The following is a 21376-nucleotide window of genomic DNA, read 5'->3' as shown; positions in this document are numbered from 1 at the left end:
GCAACGTATGAGGCCTGCGCCGCCGACAGCGATTGAGCTGGCCGGCGCGGCTCCGGCTGCGGAGCGATGGACCGGCGCGCGGTTGCTGGCGGCGACCGGGCCGATCCTGGCCATGCTGCTCGCCCTGGCCCTGGTCGTAGCGACCGGTCTCAGCCAGCGCTCGGCGCTGCCGGAGGCGGCCGAACCCTGGGTGTTCGGCTATTTCGCCGGGCGCTACCCGCTCTTCATCTTCGCCCTCGTCTACGGGCTCGCCCATCTCGCCCGCGTGGCCGGAGGGGCGGGGCCGGCCGCCATCCCGCGGCGCATCGCGTTCGGCCTCTTGGGCGCTGTTATCCTGTTGCTGGCCGGGCTCTATCCGACCTTCGGCGGCGTGATCCTGCGCGCCGGCTTCGCCACCGGCGGGATGGCGTTCCTGACCCACCAGCCGCTGTGGCTGGCCTACGCGCTCGGAGCCGGCGTGGCGGCGGCCTTGTTCGGCGGCATTCTCGGCCTGTTCGCCATTGTGGCGAACTGCCCGCTACGGCCGCGGCTCAGGCGGTTCGGCGCGGGAGCACTCTCATTCCTGGCGCTCTGGTTCGGCGCGGCCGTCATTGGTCTGTCCGGCACGCTCGGGCTCGGCCCCTGGCCGCACCGGGCGCTGCGCATCGACGAAGCCGGCTTGGCCGCCCTTCTGCTGGTCGCCGCCGCCCTGCCGCACGCTGCGCTGACGACACTGCGCCGGCTTCGTCCGGCCTCCTGAGCGCACCGCCTTGCGAGGCGGGCGCCGTTCCCGCAGAGTCAGCCCGTTCCGCGTTGAGGGACTCGGCCGTCGAGAGCCGGGCCCGGGGGAGGCTTCACGATGCATGAGGCGAACGTGATCGATCACGGCGCGCAGGCGCTGCCGTCTGGACGGATGCCGCATTCACCGGCCGGCGACGAAGCGGCGCGGCCCTGGCTGGCGTCGTATCCCCCGAACGTACCGGTCGAGATCGATCTGGCGCAACTCGGCACCCTGGTCGATTTGTTCGAGACCAGCGCGGCGACCTTCGCGGACCGCCCGGCGATGCTGTGCTTCGGCTCGGCCATGACCTACGCCACGCTGAGCCAGCAGGCGCGCGACCTCGCGGCCTGGCTTCAGGCGGAAGGGTTGGCCAAGGGCGACCGCGTCGCCATCATGCTGCCGAACGTGCCGGCCTACGCGGTGGCGATCTTCGGCGTCCTGCTGGCGGGCGGGACGGTCGTGAACACCAATCCGCTCTACACGCCCCGGGAACTCACGCAGCAGCTCAACGATTCCGGCGCGCGGATCCTGATCGTCCTGGAGAATTTCGGCGCCACGGTCGCGTCCGCCCTGCCGGATCTGACGCTGAACCGCGTCGTCCTGGTCGGACCCGGGGACGGGCTCGGCCTGAAGGGCCGCGTGATCAACCTTGCCAGCCGGCACGTGCGCAAGGCGGTGCCGCCGTTCCGGCTGCCGGAGGGGCTCGCACTGCCCTTCGCCGCACTGCTCCGCCAGGGCCGCGCGCTGCCCCGGGCCACGGCCAAGGTCGGCCCGGAGGACCTCGCATTCCTGCAATATACGGGTGGCACCACGGGCATCGCCAAGGCGGCGATGCTGAGCCACCGCAACATCATGGCGAATGTCGAGCAGTCGCAGCTCTGGTTCGCCTCGAAGGATCCGAGCATCGAGCGCTGCGCCGTCACGGCGCTGCCGCTCTACCACATCTTCGCGCTGACCGCGTGCTTCTTCCAGTTCATGCGCAGCGGCGGATCGTGCCTGCTGATCCCCAACCCGCGCGACTGCGACGGGATGGTCAAGACGCTCAGCCGCTATCGCTTCACCTGTTTGATGGGCGTCAACACGCTGTTCAACGTGCTGATCAACCACCCGAAAATCGGCACGGTGGATTTCTCCCACCTCGATTTCGTGGTCGGCGGCGGAACGGCGGTCCAGCGTGCCGTGGCCGAGCGTTGGAAGGCGCTCACCGGCAACACGATCATCGAGGGCTACGGCCTGTCGGAAACGTCTCCGGTCGTCTGCGTCAACCCGCGGGGGATGCGCGAATTCTCCGGCACGATCGGCTTCCCGCTGCCCTCCACCGAAGTTTCGATCCGCGACGCGGCCGGCGCGCCGGTCCCGCCCGGGCAGCCGGGGGAGATCTGCGTGCGCGGCCCCCAGGTGATGTGCGGCTACTGGAACCGGTCGGACGAGACGGCCCGCGCCATGACGGCCGACGGTTTCTTCCGCACCGGCGACGTGGCGATCATGCTGCCGGACGGCCAGTTCAAGATCGTCGACCGGATGAAGGATATGATCCTCGTCTCCGGCTTCAACGTCTATCCGAACGAGGTGGAGGAGGTGCTCGCGGCCCATCCCGGCGTGCTCGAATGCGCGGTGGTCGGCAAGCCGAATGCGGAGACCGGTGAGATGGTGGTCGCCCACGTGGTGCTGAAGGATCCGTCCCTCGCACCCGACGCGATCCGGGCCCATGCGCGCACGCAGCTCACAGGCTACAAGGTCCCGCGCCAGATCGTGCTCCACGAGGCCCTGCCCAAGACCAACGTCGGCAAGGTGCTGCGGCGGGTGCTGCGGGACGAGACGCCGGGGGCCTGATCACGGCCCGCGACGCCTGGACGCGTAACCGCCCAGCCGCACGCGCCGAAAGGTGAGGCTGCGGCGCTTGCAGCTCTGTCGGCCTGAGCCGATCTGTGAGTTGTAGGCCCAGGAAACGCGAAGAGGCGGCGATGTTGATCAAGCGCAAACGCGGCTGGGAGATCCCGGAGCATCTCGTCACCCCGGAATCCCTGTTCCTCAATCGGCGCGCGCTGATCGGCGGTGCGGCCGGACTCGCCGCCGGCTCACTCCTCGGCGGCCGGACCGCCCTGGCGGCCGCGGGCGATCCGTCTCTCTATCCGGCGCCGCAGAACCCCGCCTACACCCTCGACCGGCCGGTGACGTCCGAACGGTTCAGCGGCGACTACAACAATTTCTACGAGTTCGGCACGTCTAAGACGGTGCTGCCGGCCGCGAATGCGCTCAAGACCCAGCCCTGGATTCTGAAGATCGACGGGCTGGTCGAGAAGCCGTTCGAGATCGGCGTGGACGATCTCATCCGAAAGGTCGGCCTGGAGGAGCGGCTGTACCGCCACCGCTGCGTCGAGGCGTGGTCGATGGCGGTGCCGTGGACCGGCTTCCCGCTCGCGAAGCTGGTGGCGCTGGCCAAGCCGACCTCGGGGGCGAAGTATATCCGCTTCGAGACCTTCATGGACAAGGCGATGGCCCCGGGCCAGCGCGCCTTCTACTACCCCTGGCCTTACACCGAAGGCCTGACACTGGCCGAGGCCGGAAACGACCTCGCCTTCGTGGTGACGGGCGTCTACGGCAAGCCGCTGCCCAACCAGTTCGGCGCGCCGATCCGCATCGCGGTGCCGTGGAAGTACGGCTTCAAATCGGCGAAGTCGATCGTGAAAGTGTCGTTCACGGCCGACCGGCCGAAAACCTTCTGGGAGGGTCTGCAGGCCTCCGAGTACGGCTTCTGGGCCAACGTGAACCCGGCCGTGCCGCATCCGCGCTGGAGCCAGGCGACCGAGCGGGTGCTCGGCACCGACCAGCGCGTGCCGACGCTGATCTACAACGGCTACGGCGAGCAGGTCGCTGCGCTCTACAAGGGTCTGGAGGGCGAGCGGCTATTCGTCTGAACCGTCCGCGCCGATCAGTAGGTCCAGCGCTGCGCCTTCGACACGAGGAAGTCGCGGAATGCCTGGACCCGGGCAACCGATCGCATCTCCTCGGCATAGACGAGGTAGCTCTCCAGGCTCGGCATCTCGGTTTCGCGCAGGACCTGCACGAGTTGCTGGTCGCCATCCACCGCGTAGTCGGGCAGAATCCCGATACCGGCGCCGGCCTCCATCGCACGCTGTAGCGCGCCGATATTGTTCACCGTCAGGTGAACCTGGCGCCGGTCGCGACCTTCCCGGCCGGCATCGGCCAGCCAATGCGCGGCGAGCAGGTAGGACGGCTCGTTGCCGCCGAACGAGACGAGGCGATGGTCGTCGAGGTCGTCGACCGATTTGGGCTCGCCGAAGCGCTTGACGTAATCCTGGCTCGCGAAGGCGTGGTAGTGGACGGTGAATAAGCGCCGCTGGATCAGGTCGGGCTGGGCCGGGCGGCGCATGCGAATCGCCACGTCGGCCTCCCGCATGGCGAGATCTAACTCCTCGTTGGTAAGGATCAATTCGATCCGCACGTCCGGATAGAGATCGAGAAATTCGCCGACCCGCTGGGACAACCAGGAGGTGCCGAGGCCCACCGTCGTGGTCACCTTGAGATCACCGGTCGGCCGCTCGGCGGTCTCGACGAGACGGGCTCGGGTATTCTCCAGCCGCAGCTTCATGTCCCGGGCAGCCCGGAACAGCAGGTCGCCCTGCTCGGTGAGGAGGAGGCCACGTGCGTGGCGATGGAACAGCGGTGCCTTCAGCTCGCGCTCCAGGGCACTGATCTGACGGCTGACTGCTGACTGGCTGAGCCCGATATCGTCACCCGCCTTGGTGAAGCTGCCCGCCTCGGCGACGTTCAGGAAGATCCGGATCTTGTCCCAGTCCAAGGCGAGAATCCCTACCAGCGCAAGCCCGCTCTCGATGCCCGAACGCGGCGGACACGTGGCGTAGCGGGCGGATCACCGGGCGAGCTGCGCGGCGCCGACGGTTGAGAAACACGCGCGGCGTCGCGCGGGTATGCGTGAGATGCATCCCGGCGCAGTCGATACTCCTATGCGCACGGCGCATGGTCGAGCGCAAGCGCATGGATCAGGAATCTCGTGCAAGACCGCGCTTCCGCACCACAATCACAGCCGCACGTGGCGTTACTGGGGAATGTTGGCCTACTCGGCCGCCGCAGCCTGGACAGGATTCTCGCCGATCTCGAGATTTGCCAGGAATTTTTCCGCCTCCAGCGCGGCCATGCAGCCCATGCCGGCGGCGGTAATCGCCTGCCGGTAGACGTCATCCGTCACATCGCCCGCCGCGTAGACGCCGGGAATGTCGGTCTCCGTGGTGCCGGGCTTGACGGTCAGGTAACAGCCGTGGCGCATCGGCAGCTGCCCCTCGAAGATCGCGGTCGCCGGCTGATGGCCGATCGCCACGAACACCCCGTCCGCCTTAACCTCGCTGATTTCGCCGGAGCGCGGGTCCTTCAGACGGACATGGGTGACGCCCGGCGCAGGCTTCAGCGCGCCGCAGATCTCGGCGATCTCCCGGTGCCAGAGCACCTCCACGTTCGGGTGCTTGAACAGGCGCTCCTGCAGGATCCGCTCGGCCCGGAATGCATCGCGGCGGTGGACCACCGTGACCTTGCTGGCGATGTTGGCGAGATAGAGCGCCTCCTCGACCGCGGTGTTGCCGCCGCCGACCACCACGACCTCCTTGCCGCGGAAGAAGAAGCCGTCACAGGTGGCGCAGGCCGAGACGCCGCCGCCCTGGAAGGTCGCCTCGGAGGGGATCCCGAGCCATTTGGCCTGGGCGCCGGTGGCGATGATCAGCGCGTCGCACGAATAGGTCTCGCCCGAATCGGCCTCCAACCGGAACGGCCGCTGCTTCAGATCGACCTTCGTGATGTACTCGGAGACGATCCGGGTGCCGACATGCTCGGCCTGAAGCCGCATCTGCTCCATCAGCCACGGTCCCTGGATCGCCTCGGCAAAGCCCGGATAGTTCTCGACATCCGTGGTGATCATGAGCTGGCCACCCGGCTGAAAGCCCGAGATCAGCAGCGGCTCGACCATGGCGCGCGCCGCGTAGATCGCCGCCGTGTAGCCGGCCGGCCCCGAGCCGATGATCACCAGCTTGGCGTGGGTATGGGCCATCTCTCGGTCTCCTCAGGCGTGGTCGGCCGTGCGGTGCGCAGCATAGGCGGTCGCAAGCGCCTGCGCGATCACCGGCGTCGCGTCGATGGGCTTGTACGACAGATCCGCCAACTGACCGGTGAACGGCCGCAGGGCTCCGGCGATCGCCAGCCCGGCGAACATCCGCCGATGCCGGATATAGGTACGCGGCAGGTCGAACAGCAGAACCGGCGCGCCGGTGGCCACGGCCTCGCTCACCATATTGGCCGAATCGGAAGTGACCACGATCGCCTCGGCCAGGGCCAGCATGGCGACGTAGGGATTTTCGCCGGTCCCGTCCCAGAGGAAGCCGCCGGTCTCCGCAGTCAGCGCCTTCACGGCATTGCGCAGCGGATCGGGGGTCCGGCGGGAGATCGTCACCATCAACCGGCACCCCTTGTCGCCCAGCGAGCGCAGGTCGCCGACGAGGCGGACCATATCGGTCTTGCGGTAGCTCAGGTGGCGGCTGTCACCGCCGACCAGGACGGCCACCCGTGGCCGGTCGAGCTGGGCGAGGCGTGGGTCGGGCCGGGCGCGGGCGGCGGCGAGGCGCGCTGCCGTCACGAGATGCGGTGCCGTCAGCGTGGTGAAGACGTTCGGACCGCGCAGGTCGTCGTAATCCGGGACCCAGATGAAGTCGGCGCTGTCCTCGCCGGTGCGCGGATCCTTGAGAAAAGCCGTGAAGGTGCGCCCGCCTGTGGCGCGCCGCACCGCGCGCAGGTAGGGCACCGACCGGCGCCCGGAGGCGATCAGGATGTCGGGATAGGGCCCCGCAAGGGCACCGGCCCTGCGCCGGGGACCCTCCCGCGGATCGATAGGGCCCCAGGGCGCCATCCAGCCGAACGGCCCGGAAGCCGGAACCTTCCGGATCTCGAAGGCAACGCCCAATGTCTCGGCGATCCCGACGCACTGGTTCTCGTCGCCGGCCTTACCGTCCGTAACGATCCAGGCGCGGGCGCGGGCCAGTTCGGGCAACGGTTCGGACCGCGCGTCCGGGCGGTTGCGCGAAGCGGGTTTCGCCTCCGTGACGTCAGTGCTTGCCATGCGCCTTGCTCGAAAAACCCGCTCTGCCCCGGTGCCGAGCCCGACCGTCAGGACACCGCCTAGAGCGACTGCCTCTGCGATCCCGGACGAATAAAGGGAATAGGACCCCGCGCCTTCAACACATGCCGCACCGACGGATCAGCGCGTCGTCTTCAACGCGAAATCGTCGGCGGAGCACCCTCACTCCTTCGGCAGATCCCGTGCGAGCCACTGGGCGTAGATGTCGGCGATCGCCGCCAGCCGGCGCCCGTCGAAGTTTGGATCGTACCACGCGCCGCCGTAGCTCGACGGCGTTGCGGTCATTTGCGGGTGACGGCCGAGGATTTGTCCCTTCGGCCCGACGAGCAGTGCCTCGCCCTCAAGATAATCGGTCTGGAAATTACCGCCCAAGCCCGGCCGCCCGCCACTGCCGGCAAAAGGCCGCAGCGACAGGCCGCTCAGCACCACGACGAGGCGGGGTCCGCGCCCGCCGACCCGGCCCGCAAAATTCTTGCGCAGGGCCTCGGTCAGGTCGGCCGCCAGCGCCTCCGCCTGCAGGCCCGCCCCCTTGTCGATCAAAGGCCGGACGTCGACGCGGATATCGGAGAACTGGGCGGTCGCCGGAAAGTCGTCTGCCGCCGCGGAGCCCGCGACGGCGGAGAGGATCAGGCCGGCAAGCCAGCCCCGGGAACGCGCAGGCATGCGCTCAGCCGCCGAACCGGACGGCAACGACCTCGTAGGACTTGCCGCCGCCGGGCGTGGTCACCTCAACGGTGTCGCCCACCCCCTTGCCGATCAGCGCGCGGGCGATCGGCGAGGTGATCGAGACTCGGCCAGAACGCACGTCGGCCTCCGGCTCGCCCACGATCTGGTAGGTCTTCTCCTCCTCCGTGTCCTCGTCGACGAGTTTCACGGTGGCGCCGAACTTGATCTTATCGCCCGAGAGCTTCGAGACGTCGATCACCTCGGCGCGCGCGATCATGCTCTCCAGTTCCATGACGCGGCCCTCGTTGTGGGACTGCGCCTCCTTGGCGGCATGGTATTCTGCGTTCTCCGACAGATCGCCTAGGGCGCGCGCTTCCGCGATCGCCTGGATGATGCGCTGGCGCTCCACCTGCTGACGGTGCTTCAGCTCCTCTTCGAGGGCTGCAAGCCCGCCCACCGTGATCGGAACTTTATCTATCGCCATCATCTCGCGCCACAATGAAGAGGCCCGGCCGAGAGTGTAGCACTCCCTCCGGGCCACGAGATTAAGTCGGCGGAACCCTGAGGCTCAGGCCGCGAAGTATTCCTGCAAGGCACGGACCTTGAGATCGCCTTCTAAGTAGGCCTTGATCCCCTCGGCCGCAGCCATCGCGCCAGCTAGAGTGGTGTAATACGGCACCTTATGCAAGAGGGCCGCACGCCGGAGCGAGCGTGAGTCCGACAGGGCGCCGGCGCCCTCTGTTGTGTTGAAGACGAGGTGGATCCCGCCGTTCTTGATGGCATCGACCACGTGCGGCCGGCCTTCGAGCACCTTGTTGATCCGCTCGGTCGGGACGCCGTTCTCCACGAGGTAGCGCTGCGTGCCGCCGGTCGCCACGATCGTAAAACCGAGATCTGACAAAAGCTGCATGGTCGGCAGGATGCGGGCCTTGTCGGCATCCCGCACGGAGACGAACACGGAGCCGGCCTTCGGTACCTGGGTCCCGGAGCCGAGCTGGCTCTTGGCAAAGGCGACGCCGAAGCTTGCATCGAGCCCGATCACCTCGCCGGTGGAGCGCATCTCCGGGCCGAGCAGCACGTCGACGCCCGGGAAGCGCGCGAAGGGGAACACGGCCTCCTTCACGGCGATGTGCGTCAAGGTCTTCGGCTTGAGCCCGAAGCTCGCCAGAGGCTCGCCCGCCATGATCCGCGACGCGATCTTGGCGATCGGCTCACCGATGACCTTGGCGACGAACGGCACCGTGCGCGAGGCGCGGGGGTTCACCTCGAGCACGTAGATGAGGCCGTCCTTGATGGCGTACTGCACGTTCATCAGGCCGACGACGTTGAGGGCCAGCGCCATCGCCTTCGTCTGCCGCTCCAGCTCCTCCATGATCTCGGGCGAGAGCGATCGCGGCGGAAGCGAGCAGGCCGAGTCGCCGGAATGGATGCCGGCCTCCTCGATGTGCTCCATGATGCCGGCGATGAACACGTCCGTGCCGTCGCAGACCGCGTCGACATCGATCTCCACCGCGTCCGAGAGGTAGCGGTCGAACAACAGCGGGTTCTTGCCCAGGACCGTATTGATCTGGCCGGTCTTGTCGTTCGGGTAGCGGGCCTTGACCTCGGAGGGGATCAGGCTGGGCAGCGTGTCGAGCAGGTAGTCGGCGAACTGCGCCTCGTCGCGAATGATCGCCATGGCGCGCCCGCCGAGCACGTAGCTCGGGCGCACCACGAAGGGCAGGCCAAGATCGGCTGCGATCAGCCGGCTCTGCTCCACCGAGTAGGCGATGCCGTTCTTCGGCTGCTTCATGCCGAGCTTGTCGAGGAGGCGTTTGAACTGGTCGCGGTCTTCGGCGAGGTCGATCGCGTCGGGCGAGGTGCCCAGGATCGGCACGCCGGCGGTTTCCAGAGCCCGGGCGAGCTTCAGCGGGGTCTGGCCGCCGAACTGCACGATCACCCCGTGCAGGGTGCCGGCCTGACGCTCCGTCTCGATGATCTCCAGCACGTCCTCGGCGGTCAGCGGCTCGAAATAGAGCCGGTCCGAGGTGTCGTAGTCGGTCGAGACCGTCTCCGGATTGCAGTTGACCATGATGGTCTCGTAGCCCGCATCCGCCAGCGCGAAGCAGGCGTGGCAGCAGCAATAATCGAACTCGATGCCCTGGCCGATCCGGTTCGGGCCGCCGCCCAGGATGATGACCTTCTTGGCGTCGCTCGGGAACGCCTCATCGGCGACCGTGCCGGCGAAGGGCGCCACGTAGGTCGAGTACATGTAGGCGGTGGGCGACTTGAACTCGGCCGCGCAGGTGTCGATCCGCTTGAACACCGGGCGCACGGCGAGCGCACGACGGGCCGCGGTGACCGCGGCCTCCTCGGTCTTGGCCAGCACGGCGAGGCGGGCATCCGAGAAACCGGCGGCCTTGAGCTGCCGGAAGGCGCCGGGCGTCTTCGGCAGGCCGTGGGCCTTCACCCGGTTCTCCAGATCGATGATCGCCTGGAGCTGCTCCAAGAACCACGGATCGATCTTGCAGGAGGCGTAGACCTGCTCGTGGCTGACGCCGAGCCGCAGGGCCTGCGCGACCTTGAGCAGCCGGTCCGGAGTCGGGGTGCCGATGGCGGCCTTGATGGCGTTGTGATCGTCGCCCTTGCCCAGGCCCTCGATCTCGATGTCGTCGAGGCCGGTCAGGCCGGTCTCGAGCGAGCGCAGCGCCTTCTGCAGGGACTCCGCGAAGCACCGGCCGATCGCCATCGCCTCGCCCACCGACTTCATGGCGGTGGTGAGCGTCGGCTCGGCGCCGGGGAATTTCTCGAAGGCGAAGCGCGGGATCTTGGTGACCACGTAGTCGATCGTCGGCTCGAAGGAGGCCGGGGTCGCGCCGCCGGTGATGTCGTTGGCGATCTCGTCCAGCGTGTAGCCGACGGCGAGCTTGGCGGCGACCTTGGCGATCGGGAAGCCGGTTGCCTTCGAGGCCAGCGCCGAGGAACGCGAGACGCGCGGGTTCATCTCGATCACGATCATGCGCCCGTTCTCGGGGTTGATCGCGAATTGGACGTTCGAACCGCCGGTCTCGACGCCGATCTCCCGGAGCACCGCCAGCGATGCGTCGCGCATCACCTGGTACTCCTTGTCGGTGAGCGTCAGAGCCGGGGCGACGGTGATCGAGTCGCCGGTATGCACGCCCATCGGATCGATATTCTCGATGGAGCAGACGATGATGCAGTTGTCGTTCTTATCGCGAACGACCTCCATCTCGTATTCCTTCCACCCGAGCACGCTCTCCTCGATCAGCACCTCGTTGGTCGGCGAGGCGTCGATGCCGCGCTCGACGATGTCGAGGAACTCCTCGCGGTTATACGCGATGCCGCCGCCGGTGCCACCCATGGTGAACGACGGTCGGATGATTGCCGGCAGGCCGACCTCGGCCAGCGCGATCAGCGCCTGCCCGATAGCATGCTCACCGTAGCGCTTGCGCCGGTCCGACTCACCCGCCATCCAGCTCTTCTCGAAGGCCTTCAACGCGGCTTGGCGCGCCTCCGGATCCGTATTGGCAGATTCGATCCGCGCAACCTCGGCCAGATACTTCTCGCGGTCGGCCTTCTTGGCGGCAGAGGCGTTGGCCAAAGCCGATTTCGGGGTGTCGAGCCCGATCTTGGTCATGGCGTCGCGGAACAGGCTCCGATCCTCGGCCTTGTCGATCGCCTCGGCGGTGGCGCCGATCATCTGCACGCCGTACTTGGCCAGCACACCCATCTTCTGGAGCGACAAGGCGCAGTTCAGCGCCGTCTGGCCGCCCATGGTCGGCAGGATCGCGTCGGGGCGCTCCTTCTCGATGATCTTGGCGACGATCTCGGGCGTGATCGGCTCGACATAGGTCGCGTCCGCCATGTCCGGATCGGTCATGATCGTGGCGGGGTTCGAATTGACCAGGACGATGCGGTAGCCCTCCTCGCGGAGCGCCTTGCAGGCCTGAGTTCCGGAATAGTCGAACTCGCAGGCCTGTCCGATGATGATCGGACCCGCACCAATGATCAGGATCGAGGAGATGTCGGTGCGTTTGGGCATCAGGGGCCTTCTCAGGCCAAGCGCGCCCGATCGGGCAAGGCTGACATCAGCCCTGCTCCCGGACGCACGTGGCGGGAATGTCGTTGAGCCCCGCGTTAACACGGGGTGTCCACGCTTTGGAAGGCCGGGTCGGATTCGCGCGCCACGTGCACACACGACGCATCAGGCTGCCGCAGGCGAGTTGTTTTTGAAGATTTCCAACTTTGTCGGCGGATGACGCAATTGCTTGCAGACCCTGGATGCGGTCCGTAAGGCATCAACGATCGTCATTTCCGTCGATCGACAGCATAACAATTCGAGACTGACAATGATCAGGGCATCCATGGGAGCCGTGGCCGTGCTGATCAGCTCGATCTTGGGAGCGGGCGCCGCGGAGACCGTCGCGAAGACCTCGAACAGCGGCCCAAGCGGGATGATGGTCTTCGATCCCGCTGACGTGAAGATTCAGCCCGGCGACACAATTCGCTTCGTGGCAGCCGACAAGGGCTACAACGCCGAACGCATCAAGGGCATGGCCCCCGAGGGTGTGCCGGGCTTCAAAACCGTGGTGGGGAAGGAGGAGGCCGTGACCTTCGACCAGCCCGGCCTGTACGGCTTCAAATGCGCGCCGCACGACATCATGGGCATGGTCGGCCTGTTCCAGATCGGCGACAAGCCGCAGAACCTGGAGGCCGCCAAGGCGGTCCCGCACGGCAAGCTCGCCGCCAAACGGTTCGGGCCGCTGTTCGAGAAGGTGCAGTAACCCGTTCGGAGCGGCAGATGCCGCCCTGTCTCAGAAGCCGGCGTAGAGGGCGGCCACGGCCCGGTCGATCGAGAGGTAGAACACCCCGAAGGCCACTAACGCGGCGGCCGCGAACTCGACGGCGACGTTGGAGAGCGTCTGCGCACGGCGGAGGGCCGCGCGGCCGAAAAAGAGCGACACCCAGGCCAGGGCGAGGACGGCCGGCAGGACAAAGAGGTACGACATCGTGCTCTCGACGCGGTCGAGGCCGCCGTTCGGATCGATCAGCGCGCGGATGTTGCGCACCCACGGGGCGTAGAAGGCAGCGGTGAGGGCAGTCAGCCAGGACAGGCCCACGGCGACGCCGAGATGCAACGTGAAGGTGCGGTGCAGGCGGGTGAAATCGTCGCGCGCCTCGTCGATGGTCATCCGGCATTCCCCTCTGACGGGCCGCTGCCGGTCGGCGCGGATGCGCCGCCGTTCGAGGGCCGTCATGGGTCGTCTTAAAGCCGGTCAATTCGGCGGATTTTATGGCCCCGGCGGGGCCCGAATGGGATACCGCCGGGCTGCCGATCAGACCTTTGCCTCTGGCTCGCCCGAGCGCATCAGCGTCACGAATCGCTCGAACAGGTAGTGGCTGTCGCGCGGGCCGGGCGAGGCCTCCGGGTGGTGCTGGACCGAGAAGGCCGGACGGTCGGTGAGCGTCAGGCCGCAATTCGAACCGTCGAACAGCGAGACGTGGGTCTCCACCGCGGTCTGCGGCAGGCTCGTCGGATCCACCGCGAAGCCGTGATTCATCGAGACGATCTCGACCTTGCCGGTGGTCTTGTCCTTCACCGGATGGTTCGCGCCGTGATGGCCCTGGCCCATCTTCACGGTCCGGCCGCCGAGGGCGAGGCCCATCAGCTGATGGCCGAGGCATATGCCGAAGGTCGGCACCTTCTCGTCGAGCAGCTTGCGGATCACCGGAACCGCGTAGGCGCCGGTCGCCGCGGGGTCACCGGGTCCGTTCGACAGGAACACGCCATCCGGCTTCATCGCCAGGATCTCGTCCGCCGGGGTGGTGGCCGGCACCACGGTGACGTCGCAGCCCGCCTGGGCCAGCAACCGCAGGATGTTGCGCTTCACACCGTAATCGATCGCCACGACCTTCAGGCCTTCGCCGGCGACGCGCTTGCCGTAGCCGTTGCCGAGCGCCCAGACGGTCTCGGACCACTCGGACGGCGCCCGGCTCGTCACCGGCGGCACGAGGTCGAGCCCTTCCATCGGCGCGAGCGCGGCGGCCCGGGCCTTCAGGGCCTCCCGGTCGAACCGGCCCTCCGGGTCGTTGGCGATCACGGCGTTCGGCATGCCCTGGTCGCGGATCCGGGCGGTGAGCGCCCGGGTGTCGACGCCGGTGATACCCACGATGCCGCGGGCCTTGAGCCAGCCGTCCAGGTGCGAAGAAGAGCGCCAGCTCGACGGCTTCGTCACCGCCGAGGCGATCACCGTGCCGCGCACGCCGGAGGCCGGGGCCGCATCCAGGCTCTCCAAATCCTCGTCGTTGGTGCCGACATTGCCGATATGCGGGAAGGTGAAGGTGACGATCTGCCCGGCATAGGACGGGTCGGTCAGGATCTCCTGATAGCCGGTCATCGCCGTGTTGAAGCAGACCTCGCCGTCGGCCATACCGGTCTGCCCGATGCCGAAGCCCTCGAGGATGGTCCCGTCTGCCAGGACCAGCAGCGCCGTGGCCACCGGCTCGGCCCAGGGCTCGGGCGCCGTGGCGTCTGGGGCGTGCGCGGCGGCGTCTTGCAGCATGGGGTGAGTCTCGCTTATGTCCGGCCGAAGGCGAGCGCCGGGTTGCGGCGCTCTCGGCTTGCGGCATGATCGTGTGCGGCGCTCTTAGCGAGCGGCCCGCGATGAGGTCAATGTGGCTCCGCGCCCCGAAGGTCTCAACGTCTGCTTATCACGGGGCAGATCCGCAAATCGCAGGCCAGCCCGCCGTTTCGACCGTTGGAAGGTTTACCCGAATGTTGCGCGCCCGCTTCACCACCGAAATGAAGGAGGCCATGAAGGCCGGCGACAAGGAGCGGCTGGCGACCGTCCGGATGATACAGGCGGCCCTGAAGGACCGGGACATCGAGGCTCGCGGCAACGGCAAGGATCCGATCTCCGACGACGAGATCCTGTCGCTGCTTCAGAAAATGATCAAGCAGCGCACCGAATCGGCCGAGGTCTTCGAGCAGAACGGCCGGCCGGAACTCGCCGCCAACGAACGCGGCGAGATCGCGGTCATCGAGAGCTTCCTGCCGAAGCAAATGGACGAGGCCGAGACGACGGCGGCGATCGAGGCCGCAATCGCCGAGACCGGCGCCGCCGGGCCGAAGGATATGGGCAAGGTGATCGCCGCCCTGAAGGGCGCCTATGCCGGCCGGATGGATTTCGGCAAGGCGAGCGGGCTGGTGAAGGCGGCCCTCGCCGCGAAGGGGTGACGGCGCTCAAGTCTCTCCGGCGGTGCAGGCCCTGACATAGCTCCGCAGCACCGCATTGATCCGGCTCTGATAGCCACCGCCGCCATCCCTGAAATAGTCGAGGATGTCGGCGTCCAGCCGAATGGAGACGGCGACCTTGCGCGCCGGGACCACCACCTCGGCGCGCGCCCAATCGATATCGAGCGGCGCGGCATCCGGATCGTCTGCGACCGCCGCCGCGATCTCGGCGTCGCTCAGCGCGGAGATACGCGCCAGATCGGTCACACCGGGCTGGCGCTCAAGCACCGAAGCGCGCCGCGAAGATCTGTCTCTCATTTCGCCTCGCTGCTCTCGCGGAGATGATCCGCACGACACCCGCCCGGTCGGTCCAGACGACGGCGATGACGCTTTCGGCGATCCGACCGAGGCTGACCATCCGAACCTCATCGTTCCGGATCGTCTTGCTTGTCAGGTGCGGCCCATCGAAGATGCCGATCGCGTCGCGGAAATCGATACCGTGCTTCTCGAGATTGGTGGCTCGCTTGCTCTCGTCCCAGGCGAACCCGTCCCATGGCATATCCTAGCCCAAAGTCGAATCAACGTCGATACAGATGTATATACACCGGCAGGCCTGCCGGAGCGCCGGCCCTGGGTTGCCATCGCCTAGCGGAGACCGGTACGCGCAGTTCTCCACGCAATCCCCCGGCGATGCCTTTTCACGACGGCGGCGTTGAGACTCCGGCACGTCCGGCACGCTATGATCGGCGGCCCCGCAAACCATCCCAGGCCCCGTGCGCTATCCGCCCCACATTCTGGAAGAAATCCGTGCCCGGCTGCCGGCCTCCGCCGTGGTCGGGCGGCGGGTGCAGCTCAAGAAGGCCGGCCGGGAATGGCGCGGCCTGTCGCCGTTCAACGCCGAGAAGACCCCGTCCTTCTACGTGAACGACCAGAAGCAGTTCTACCATTGCTTCTCCTCGTCCAAGCACGGCGACATCTTCACCTTCCTGATGGAGACGGAGGGTCTCAGCTTCCCCGAGGCGGTCGAGCGGCTGGCCGGAGAGGCGGGCGTCAGCCTGCCTGCGCCCACTGAGGACAACCGGGCCAGCGAGCAGAAGCGGGCCGGCGCCATCGAGGTGATGGAGATGGCTGCCCGCTGGTTCGAGGACCGGCTTCAATCCGGGCAGGGCAGCGAGGCCCGCGCCTACCTCGAACGCCGGGCCCTCGGCCGCGAGACTCAGCAGAAGTTCCGGCTCGGCTATGCGCCGAACGACCGTTACGCCCTGCGCGATCATCTCGCCGGGCAGGGGGTCGAGAAGGATCTGATGCTCGAGATGGGCCTTCTGGCGACCGGGGAGGGCGTGTCGGTCCCGTACGATTATTTTCGCGACCGGGTGATGTTCCCGATCACCGACACGCGCGGTCGGGTCGTGGCCTTCGGCGGGCGGGCGCTCTCCAAGGAGGTGCGCGCCAAGTACTTGAACTCCCCCGAAACACCGCTCTTCCACAAGGGCCGGACGCTCTACAACCTGCACGGCGCCCGCAAGGCCGCGCATGATCGCGGCTCGATCATCGCGGTCGAGGGCTATGTCGACGTCATCGCCATGACGTCGGCCGGCCATCCCGAGACGGTGGCGCCGCTCGGCACGGCGCTGACCGAGGAGCAGCTCGGCCTTCTCTGGCGCCACGCCGACGAGCCGATCCTGTGCTTCGACGGCGACAAGGCCGGCCAGCGGGCCGCCTTCCGCGCGCTCGACATCGCGCTGCCGCTTCTCGAACCGGGCCGCTCGCTGCGGATTGCGTTGCTCCCCGGCGGTCAGGATCCCGACGATCTGCTGCGCTCGGGCGGAGCGGGCGCGATCGATCAGGTGCTGAACGCGGCGCTGCCACTCTCCGAACTTCTCTGGCGTCGCGCGGTCGAGGCCGGTCCGATCGACACCCCGGAGCGGCGTGCCGGCCTGACCCAGACCCTGCGCACGACCGTCGCGACGATCCGCGACGAGACCGTGCGGCGCTACTATCGCGACGATATCGAGGAACGGCTCCGCTCTCTGTCTCCGCGCAGCGCTCGGGCCTCGGGACCGGCGCCCCGCGGGCGAACCCGCTTCGTCCGCCCCGGCGAGACGGTCTCGCCACGGATCACCGGCAGCCCGAGCGCATCCATGACGGCCTCGGCGGGCTTCATCGGTGCGGCGCCGGTCCGCGAGGCGGTGATCGTCGGAACGCTGCTGGCGCATCCCGAGATGCTCGGTGAGTTCGCCGAAGAGATCGCCGAACTGGATTTCGAGGATCCGGACGCGCGGGCGCTCCTGTCGGTGCTCCTTGCCAGCGCAGCCGAAGATCCGCACACGGATCCCGCAATGTTGCAAAATCGCATCAGTCGCGCCGGACTTACGGCGGCCTCCGAGCGGATTCTGACGCTGGGACGCTCGCGAGACCGCTTGACCCTTGCGCCCCATGCCGATCCGGCGCACCGCGCAGACGCGCTCCGACAGGCGATGATCTTGCACCGGCAGGCAGGAGCGCTACATAGCGAACTTCGCGAAGCACGGCAGGCGTTTGAGAACGATCCGACCGATGCCGGATGGGCATGGCTCTGCGAGGTGAAGGCGAGGCTGGAGACCGTCATCGCTGCCGAGGCTGAGGCCGACAAGCCGGAGTCGAGCGACTCGACGGCTGCCTGACGGCCGTGTCATGGCGGTATGGGCTGGCGGTAGCGACAGGGGGCAGCCCGTCATAGTTAACAATCGGTCAAGCCTCAGGCTTGCATACGGATACCGACGACTCAAGGCGACGGAGCAATCCGGCGCCGATCCCGTACCGCGGCGTCGCTGGCGTGGACCGGCCTCTCAAGGGCCTCCGCAGCGCTCCGCCCACGAAACAATAGGCTGATCATGGCAACGAAGGCAACGGAACGGGACGAGACGGACGCTGCCCCCGAGCAGCAGACCGACGGGCCGCTCCTCGACCTGACGGATGCTTCGGTCAAGCGCATGGTGAAGCTCGCCAAGAAGCGCGGCTACGTCACCTACGAAGAGGTCAACGAGGTTCTGCCTGAGGGCCAGTCCGATCCGGACCAGCTTGAGGACGTGCTGTCGCAGCTGTCCGAGATGGGCATCAACGTCGTCGAAGCCGAGGAGACCGACGAGGCCGCCACCGGCGAGAAGGCGGCGGAGGGCGAGGAGGAGGAGGCCGAGGGCGGCGAGGTCGCCGAGGTCGCGCCGGCGCGCGCGGTCACGGTAGCCACGACCACCAAGGAGCCGACTGACCGCACCGACGATCCGGTGCGGATGTACCTGCGCGAGATGGGCTCCGTGGAGCTCCTGTCCCGCGAGGGCGAGATCGCGATCGCCAAGCGCATCGAGGCCGGCCGCGAGGCGATGATCGCCGGCCTGTGCGAGAGCCCCCTGACTTTCCAGGCGATCATTATCTGGCGGGACGAGCTGGTGGAGGGCAAGGTCCTCCTGCGCGACATCATCGATCTGGAGGCGACCTACGCAGGTCCGGACGGCAAGAACGCCCCGCAGATCGCCGAGGGCGAGGGTGAGGACGCCGAGGACGCCGAGGCGCCCGCGCCCCCCGAAGGCGGCGACGACGAGGACGATCTGGAGAACAACGTCTCGCTCGCCGCCATGGAAGCCGAGATCAAGCCGCGGGTCCTCGAGACCTTCGATGCAATCGCGGCGAACTACCGGAAGCTGCGCAAGTTCCAGGCGGAAGGCACCGAGCGCAAGGCGACGGGTGGGCAGAACACACCGGCTCAGAACCAGAAGCAGGGCGAGCTGAAGGACATCGTCGTCGCCGACGTGAAGTCCCTGTCGCTTAACAACAATCGCATCGAGGCGCTGGTCGGCCAGCTCTACTCGATCAACAAGCAGCTGATCGGCCACGAGGGCCGGCTGATGCGCTTCGCCGAGAGCCACGGCGTCGCTCGCGACGAGTTCCTGCGCCACTACCAGGGCTACGAGCTCGATCCGAACTGGATGGAGCGCGTCGGCACTCTCGGCGGCAAGGGCTGGAAGAACTTGGTCGAGAAGGGCTCGAAGCAGGTAACGGATCTGCGCGCGCAGATCCTCGACCTCGCCTCCGAGACCGGCCTGGAGATCGGCGAGTACCGCCGCATCGTCAACATGGTCCAGAAGGGCGAGCGCGAGGCCCGGCAGGCCAAGAAGGAGATGATCGAGGCGAACCTGCGCCTCGTGATCTCGATCGCCAAGAAGTACACGAACCGCGGCCTGCAGTTCCTGGACCTGATCCAGGAGGGCAACATCGGCCTGATGAAGGCGGTGGACAAGTTCGAGTACCGCCGCGGCTACAAGTTCTCGACCTACGCCACGTGGTGGATCCGGCAGGCGATCACCCGCTCGATCGCCGATCAGGCGCGCACGATCCGCATCCCGGTGCACATGATCGAGACGATCAACAAGATCGTCCGCACGTCGCGCCAGATGCTGCACGAGATCGGCCGCGAGCCGACTCCGGAGGAGCTGGCCGAAAAGCTGGCCATGCCGCTGGAGAAGGTTCGAAAGGTCCTGAAGATCGCCAAGGAGCCGATCTCCCTCGAAACGCCCATCGGCGACGAGGAGGACAGCCACCTCGGCGACTTCATCGAGGACAAGAACGTCGTCCTGCCGATCGACGCGGCGATCCAAAGCAATCTTCGCGAGACGACGACGCGCGTCCTGGCGTCGTTGACCCCGCGTGAAGAACGCGTGCTGCGTATGCGCTTCGGCATCGGCATGAACACCGACCACACCCTCGAAGAGGTCGGCCAGCAATTCTCGGTGACCCGCGAGCGCATTCGCCAGATCGAAGCGAAGGCGCTGCGCAAGCTGAAGCACCCCTCACGCAGCCGGAAGCTGCGGAGCTTCCTGGACAACTGAGCCCCCGCCGCGGCACGGTCCGCGGCGCCTGCACTTCAACCGCGCCGCCGCGCGGCATGACACTGGCGCCATGCTCGAACGCCGCCCGCCAACGCCCGGAGTTCCAACGGCCTTCGCGGATGGCTCCGAGGCCGACGACGTGCCCTTCGGCGCGTTGCAGCCCTCCGTGGGCATCCGCGACTGGCTGCTGGGCGAGGGCGCCCGGTTGGAAAAGGCCGAGGAGATGCTCGAAGGCCTCGCCGAGCGGCTGATCGCCGTCGGCGTCCCGGTAGACAGGGCTTCCACGGCCATCGACACCCTGCACTCGGAATATGCCGGCGTCGGGCGGATCTGGACCAGGGACAGCGGCACCACCGTGCGGTTGTTTCCGCACGGTGCCCGATCCACGGACGCCTATCTCAACAGCCCGTTCCACACGGTTCACGAAACCGGGGAGTGGCTGATCCTCGACCTCGCCGAGACTCCGGACGACGCCTACGCGATCATCCCGGACCTGAAGGCCGGGGGCTACACGCATTATGTCGTCGCGCCGCTGTTCTTCACCAACGGCACCAAGAACGGCATCACCTTCGCGACCCGCGCGCCGGAGGGCTTTGGTGAGGACGACATCGCCATCTTGCGCTTCGTCATGCCGGCGCTGGCCGCCGTGGCGGAAATGCGCGTCCTCAACAAGCAGCTCGATCACGTGCTGCGGCTCTATGTCGGCGACGAGCCGCACCGGGCGATCCTGGCGGGCGACATCCGCCGCGGGCAGGTCACACGGATCCGCTCGGCGATCCTGTTCGCCGACATGCGCGATTACACCCGCACCTCCGCCGACATGACGCCCGAGGAGGTGGTGGGCCTGCTCAACGTGTTCTTCGACTGCCTCGTGCCGCCGATCGAGCGCGAGGGCGGCGAGGTGCTGAAGTACCTGGGCGACGGCCTGCTGGCGATTTTTCGCGAGACCGGTGATGATTTGGGCGGCGCCGCCAAGGGGGCGCTAACGGCGGCCCAGCACGCGCTCGCGGCCCTCGACGAGGCCAACGCCCTGCACCAGTTCCCGGTGCCGGTCGCGGCGGGCATCGCGCTCCACCACGGCGAGGCCGCCTACGGCAATGTCGGCTCGGGCTCCCGTCTCGACTTCACGGTGATCGGCCGGGACGTGAATCTGGCGAGCCGTCTGGCCCAGCTCAACCGGATCCTGGGCGAGCCGCTGCTGATGTCGAAGCCGTTCGTCGATTTTCTCTGGGGGGATCCGATCCCCCTGGGCGAGCACGTGCTCGACGGTTTCCGGGAGCCGATGGCGGTGTTCCGACCGAAGTTCCTGCGGCCGCGCAAGCCGAGCTGAGCGCGCTGTGCAGGGCGATACCACCAACCCTTTGATCCTGACGTGCTGGGCACCGGCGTCGAAGCAGGGCTGCAGGGATCGCGAAGCCTTCGAAAGGCCTCCGCTTTGCACCCGCACCTCCTCAGGACGAGGGTGTGGGTTGGACAGTTGCACCGGAGGCTTTCAGGTCTCGTTGACGATGTCGTCACGCGACCTCTCCCTCCCCGCAGCGCGCTAGAGCGCTCTCCGCCGAAGTGGACACCGGTTCGGCGCAAGAGAGCGCATCAATACGAAGACTTAGAGCCGTGCTCGATAGCAACGCGCACGGTACACGACTCACAAGGCTGGGAGGCGTTTTGGGCATCGATTGGCCCAGAGGGTCGCT

The 21376-nt window shown here is 67.4% G+C and carries 18 protein-coding genes; 8 read left to right on the top strand and 10 right to left on the bottom strand.

Annotation, left to right across the window (positions count from 1 at the left end; genetic code table 11):
* Window positions 1-7 precede the first annotated feature (7 nt).
* From MKK63_RS22325 to msrP, 3 genes are all read left to right on the top strand, one after another.
* Window positions 8-739 carry a hypothetical protein gene (locus MKK63_RS22325; protein ID WP_244005700.1) on the top strand — a complete coding sequence of 244 codons (732 nt, stop codon included), beginning with the start codon at window positions 8-10 and terminating at the stop codon, window positions 737-739.
* A gap of 99 nt (window positions 740-838) precedes the next feature.
* Window positions 839-2593 carry an AMP-binding protein gene (locus tag MKK63_RS22320; protein ID WP_409564543.1) on the top strand — a complete coding sequence of 585 codons (1755 nt, stop codon included), beginning with the start codon at window positions 839-841 and terminating at the stop codon, window positions 2591-2593.
* A gap of 131 nt (window positions 2594-2724) precedes the next feature.
* On the top strand, window positions 2725-3678 hold the full coding sequence (msrP, locus tag MKK63_RS22315; protein ID WP_244005698.1) for a protein-methionine-sulfoxide reductase catalytic subunit MsrP: 954 nt from the start codon (window positions 2725-2727) through the stop codon (window positions 3676-3678).
* Window positions 3679-3692: 14 nt separating this feature from the next.
* Here msrP and MKK63_RS22310 read toward each other — a convergent pair whose 3' ends face one another.
* From MKK63_RS22310 to carB, 6 genes are all read right to left on the bottom strand, one after another.
* Complete coding sequence (locus MKK63_RS22310; RefSeq protein WP_244005696.1) at window positions 3693-4583, bottom strand: LysR family transcriptional regulator; 891 nt, start codon at window positions 4581-4583, stop codon at window positions 3693-3695.
* A gap of 276 nt (window positions 4584-4859) precedes the next feature.
* Complete coding sequence (gene trxB, locus MKK63_RS22305; protein WP_244005694.1) at window positions 4860-5840, bottom strand: thioredoxin-disulfide reductase; 981 nt, start codon at window positions 5838-5840, stop codon at window positions 4860-4862.
* Between the two features lie 12 nt (window positions 5841-5852).
* A complete protein-coding gene (locus MKK63_RS22300) occupies window positions 5853-6902 on the bottom strand; it encodes a mitochondrial fission ELM1 family protein (protein ID WP_244005692.1) in 1050 nt (349 codons plus the stop codon).
* 180 nt (window positions 6903-7082) lie between these two features.
* Window positions 7083-7583 carry a hypothetical protein gene (locus MKK63_RS22295; RefSeq protein ID WP_244005690.1) on the bottom strand — a complete coding sequence of 167 codons (501 nt, stop codon included), beginning with the start codon at window positions 7581-7583 and terminating at the stop codon, window positions 7083-7085.
* Between the two features lie 4 nt (window positions 7584-7587).
* Window positions 7588-8064, bottom strand: a complete 477-nt coding sequence (gene greA / locus MKK63_RS22290) for a transcription elongation factor GreA (protein ID WP_243917246.1) — start codon at window positions 8062-8064, stop codon at window positions 7588-7590.
* Window positions 8065-8154: 90 nt separating this feature from the next.
* On the bottom strand, window positions 8155-11628 hold the full coding sequence (carB, locus tag MKK63_RS22285) for a carbamoyl-phosphate synthase large subunit (RefSeq protein WP_244005687.1): 3474 nt from the start codon (window positions 11626-11628) through the stop codon (window positions 8155-8157).
* 307 nt (window positions 11629-11935) lie between these two features.
* Between carB and MKK63_RS22280 the strand changes: the two genes are divergently transcribed.
* Window positions 11936-12370: a pseudoazurin gene (locus MKK63_RS22280; RefSeq protein WP_279574807.1), complete on the top strand. Its 435-nt coding sequence runs from the start codon at window positions 11936-11938 to the stop codon at window positions 12368-12370.
* Between the two features lie 30 nt (window positions 12371-12400).
* Here MKK63_RS22280 and MKK63_RS22275 read toward each other — a convergent pair whose 3' ends face one another.
* Window positions 12401-12778, bottom strand: coding sequence for a hypothetical protein (locus tag MKK63_RS22275; RefSeq protein WP_244005787.1), 378 nt, complete (start codon window positions 12776-12778; stop codon window positions 12401-12403).
* Window positions 12779-12922: 144 nt separating this feature from the next.
* Window positions 12923-14149 (bottom strand): glutamine-hydrolyzing carbamoyl-phosphate synthase small subunit, encoded by a 1227-nt coding sequence (gene carA / locus MKK63_RS22270; protein ID WP_244005685.1) that lies wholly within the window; start codon window positions 14147-14149, stop codon window positions 12923-12925.
* Window positions 14150-14361: 212 nt separating this feature from the next.
* Between carA and MKK63_RS22265 the strand changes: the two genes are divergently transcribed.
* On the top strand, window positions 14362-14823 hold the full coding sequence (locus MKK63_RS22265; protein WP_244005683.1) for a GatB/YqeY domain-containing protein: 462 nt from the start codon (window positions 14362-14364) through the stop codon (window positions 14821-14823).
* A gap of 6 nt (window positions 14824-14829) precedes the next feature.
* On the opposite strand, the gene MKK63_RS22260 is transcribed toward MKK63_RS22265, so the two are convergent.
* Both MKK63_RS22260 and MKK63_RS22255 read right to left on the bottom strand, forming a co-directional pair.
* On the bottom strand, window positions 14830-15108 hold the full coding sequence (locus MKK63_RS22260) for a BrnA antitoxin family protein (RefSeq protein WP_244005682.1): 279 nt from the start codon (window positions 15106-15108) through the stop codon (window positions 14830-14832).
* Entirely contained in the window at window positions 15101-15379 is a 279-nt protein-coding gene (locus MKK63_RS22255; RefSeq protein WP_244005680.1) for a BrnT family toxin, read from the bottom strand. Before MKK63_RS22255 ends, MKK63_RS22260 begins: the two co-directional genes overlap by 8 nt.
* A gap of 214 nt (window positions 15380-15593) precedes the next feature.
* Between MKK63_RS22255 and dnaG the strand changes: the two genes are divergently transcribed.
* The 3 genes from dnaG (at window position 15594) to MKK63_RS22240 (ending at window position 21012) form a co-directional block, all read left to right on the top strand.
* Window positions 15594-17483: a DNA primase gene (dnaG, locus tag MKK63_RS22250; RefSeq protein ID WP_244005678.1), complete on the top strand. Its 1890-nt coding sequence runs from the start codon at window positions 15594-15596 to the stop codon at window positions 17481-17483.
* A 210-nt stretch (window positions 17484-17693) separates the two neighbouring features.
* Window positions 17694-19682 (top strand): RNA polymerase sigma factor RpoD, encoded by a 1989-nt coding sequence (gene rpoD / locus MKK63_RS22245; RefSeq protein ID WP_244005676.1) that lies wholly within the window; start codon window positions 17694-17696, stop codon window positions 19680-19682.
* A 70-nt stretch (window positions 19683-19752) separates the two neighbouring features.
* Complete coding sequence (locus MKK63_RS22240) at window positions 19753-21012, top strand: adenylate/guanylate cyclase domain-containing protein (protein WP_244005674.1); 1260 nt, start codon at window positions 19753-19755, stop codon at window positions 21010-21012.
* Window positions 21013-21376 lie beyond the last annotated feature (364 nt).

The organism is Methylobacterium sp. J-088 (assembly GCF_022829295.1).
GTDB lineage: Bacteria > Pseudomonadota > Alphaproteobacteria > Rhizobiales > Beijerinckiaceae > Methylobacterium.
The sequence above is the reverse complement of the archived record's forward strand: the minus strand, read 5'-3'. Positions and strand labels throughout refer to the sequence as shown.

What these genes read in the sequence shown, in the direction of transcription:
- MKK63_RS22320 (WP_409564543.1), top strand. Translation starts at nt 839, where the DNA reads ATGCATGAGGCGAACGTGATCGATCACGGCGCGCAGGCGCTGCCGTCT.
- msrP (WP_244005698.1), top strand. Translation starts at nt 2,725, where the DNA reads ATGTTGATCAAGCGCAAACGCGGCTGGGAGATCCCGGAGCATCTCGTC.
- rpoD (WP_244005676.1), top strand. Translation starts at nt 17,694, where the DNA reads ATGGCAACGAAGGCAACGGAACGGGACGAGACGGACGCTGCCCCCGAG.
- MKK63_RS22265 (WP_244005683.1), top strand. Translation starts at nt 14,362, where the DNA reads ATGTTGCGCGCCCGCTTCACCACCGAAATGAAGGAGGCCATGAAGGCC.
- trxB (WP_244005694.1), bottom strand. Translation starts at nt 5,840, where the DNA reads ATGGCCCATACCCACGCCAAGCTGGTGATCATCGGCTCGGGGCCGGCC.
- carB (WP_244005687.1), bottom strand. Translation starts at nt 11,628, where the DNA reads ATGCCCAAACGCACCGACATCTCCTCGATCCTGATCATTGGTGCGGGT.
- MKK63_RS22325 (WP_244005700.1), top strand. Translation starts at nt 8, where the DNA reads ATGAGGCCTGCGCCGCCGACAGCGATTGAGCTGGCCGGCGCGGCTCCG.
- MKK63_RS22275 (WP_244005787.1), bottom strand. Translation starts at nt 12,778, where the DNA reads ATGACCATCGACGAGGCGCGCGACGATTTCACCCGCCTGCACCGCACC.
- MKK63_RS22280 (WP_279574807.1), top strand. Translation starts at nt 11,936, where the DNA reads ATGATCAGGGCATCCATGGGAGCCGTGGCCGTGCTGATCAGCTCGATC.
- MKK63_RS22300 (WP_244005692.1), bottom strand. Translation starts at nt 6,902, where the DNA reads ATGGCAAGCACTGACGTCACGGAGGCGAAACCCGCTTCGCGCAACCGC.
- MKK63_RS22295 (WP_244005690.1), bottom strand. Translation starts at nt 7,583, where the DNA reads ATGCCTGCGCGTTCCCGGGGCTGGCTTGCCGGCCTGATCCTCTCCGCC.
- carA (WP_244005685.1), bottom strand. Translation starts at nt 14,149, where the DNA reads ATGCTGCAAGACGCCGCCGCGCACGCCCCAGACGCCACGGCGCCCGAG.
- MKK63_RS22240 (WP_244005674.1), top strand. Translation starts at nt 19,753, where the DNA reads ATGCTCGAACGCCGCCCGCCAACGCCCGGAGTTCCAACGGCCTTCGCG.
- MKK63_RS22255 (WP_244005680.1), bottom strand. Translation starts at nt 15,379, where the DNA reads ATGCCATGGGACGGGTTCGCCTGGGACGAGAGCAAGCGAGCCACCAAT.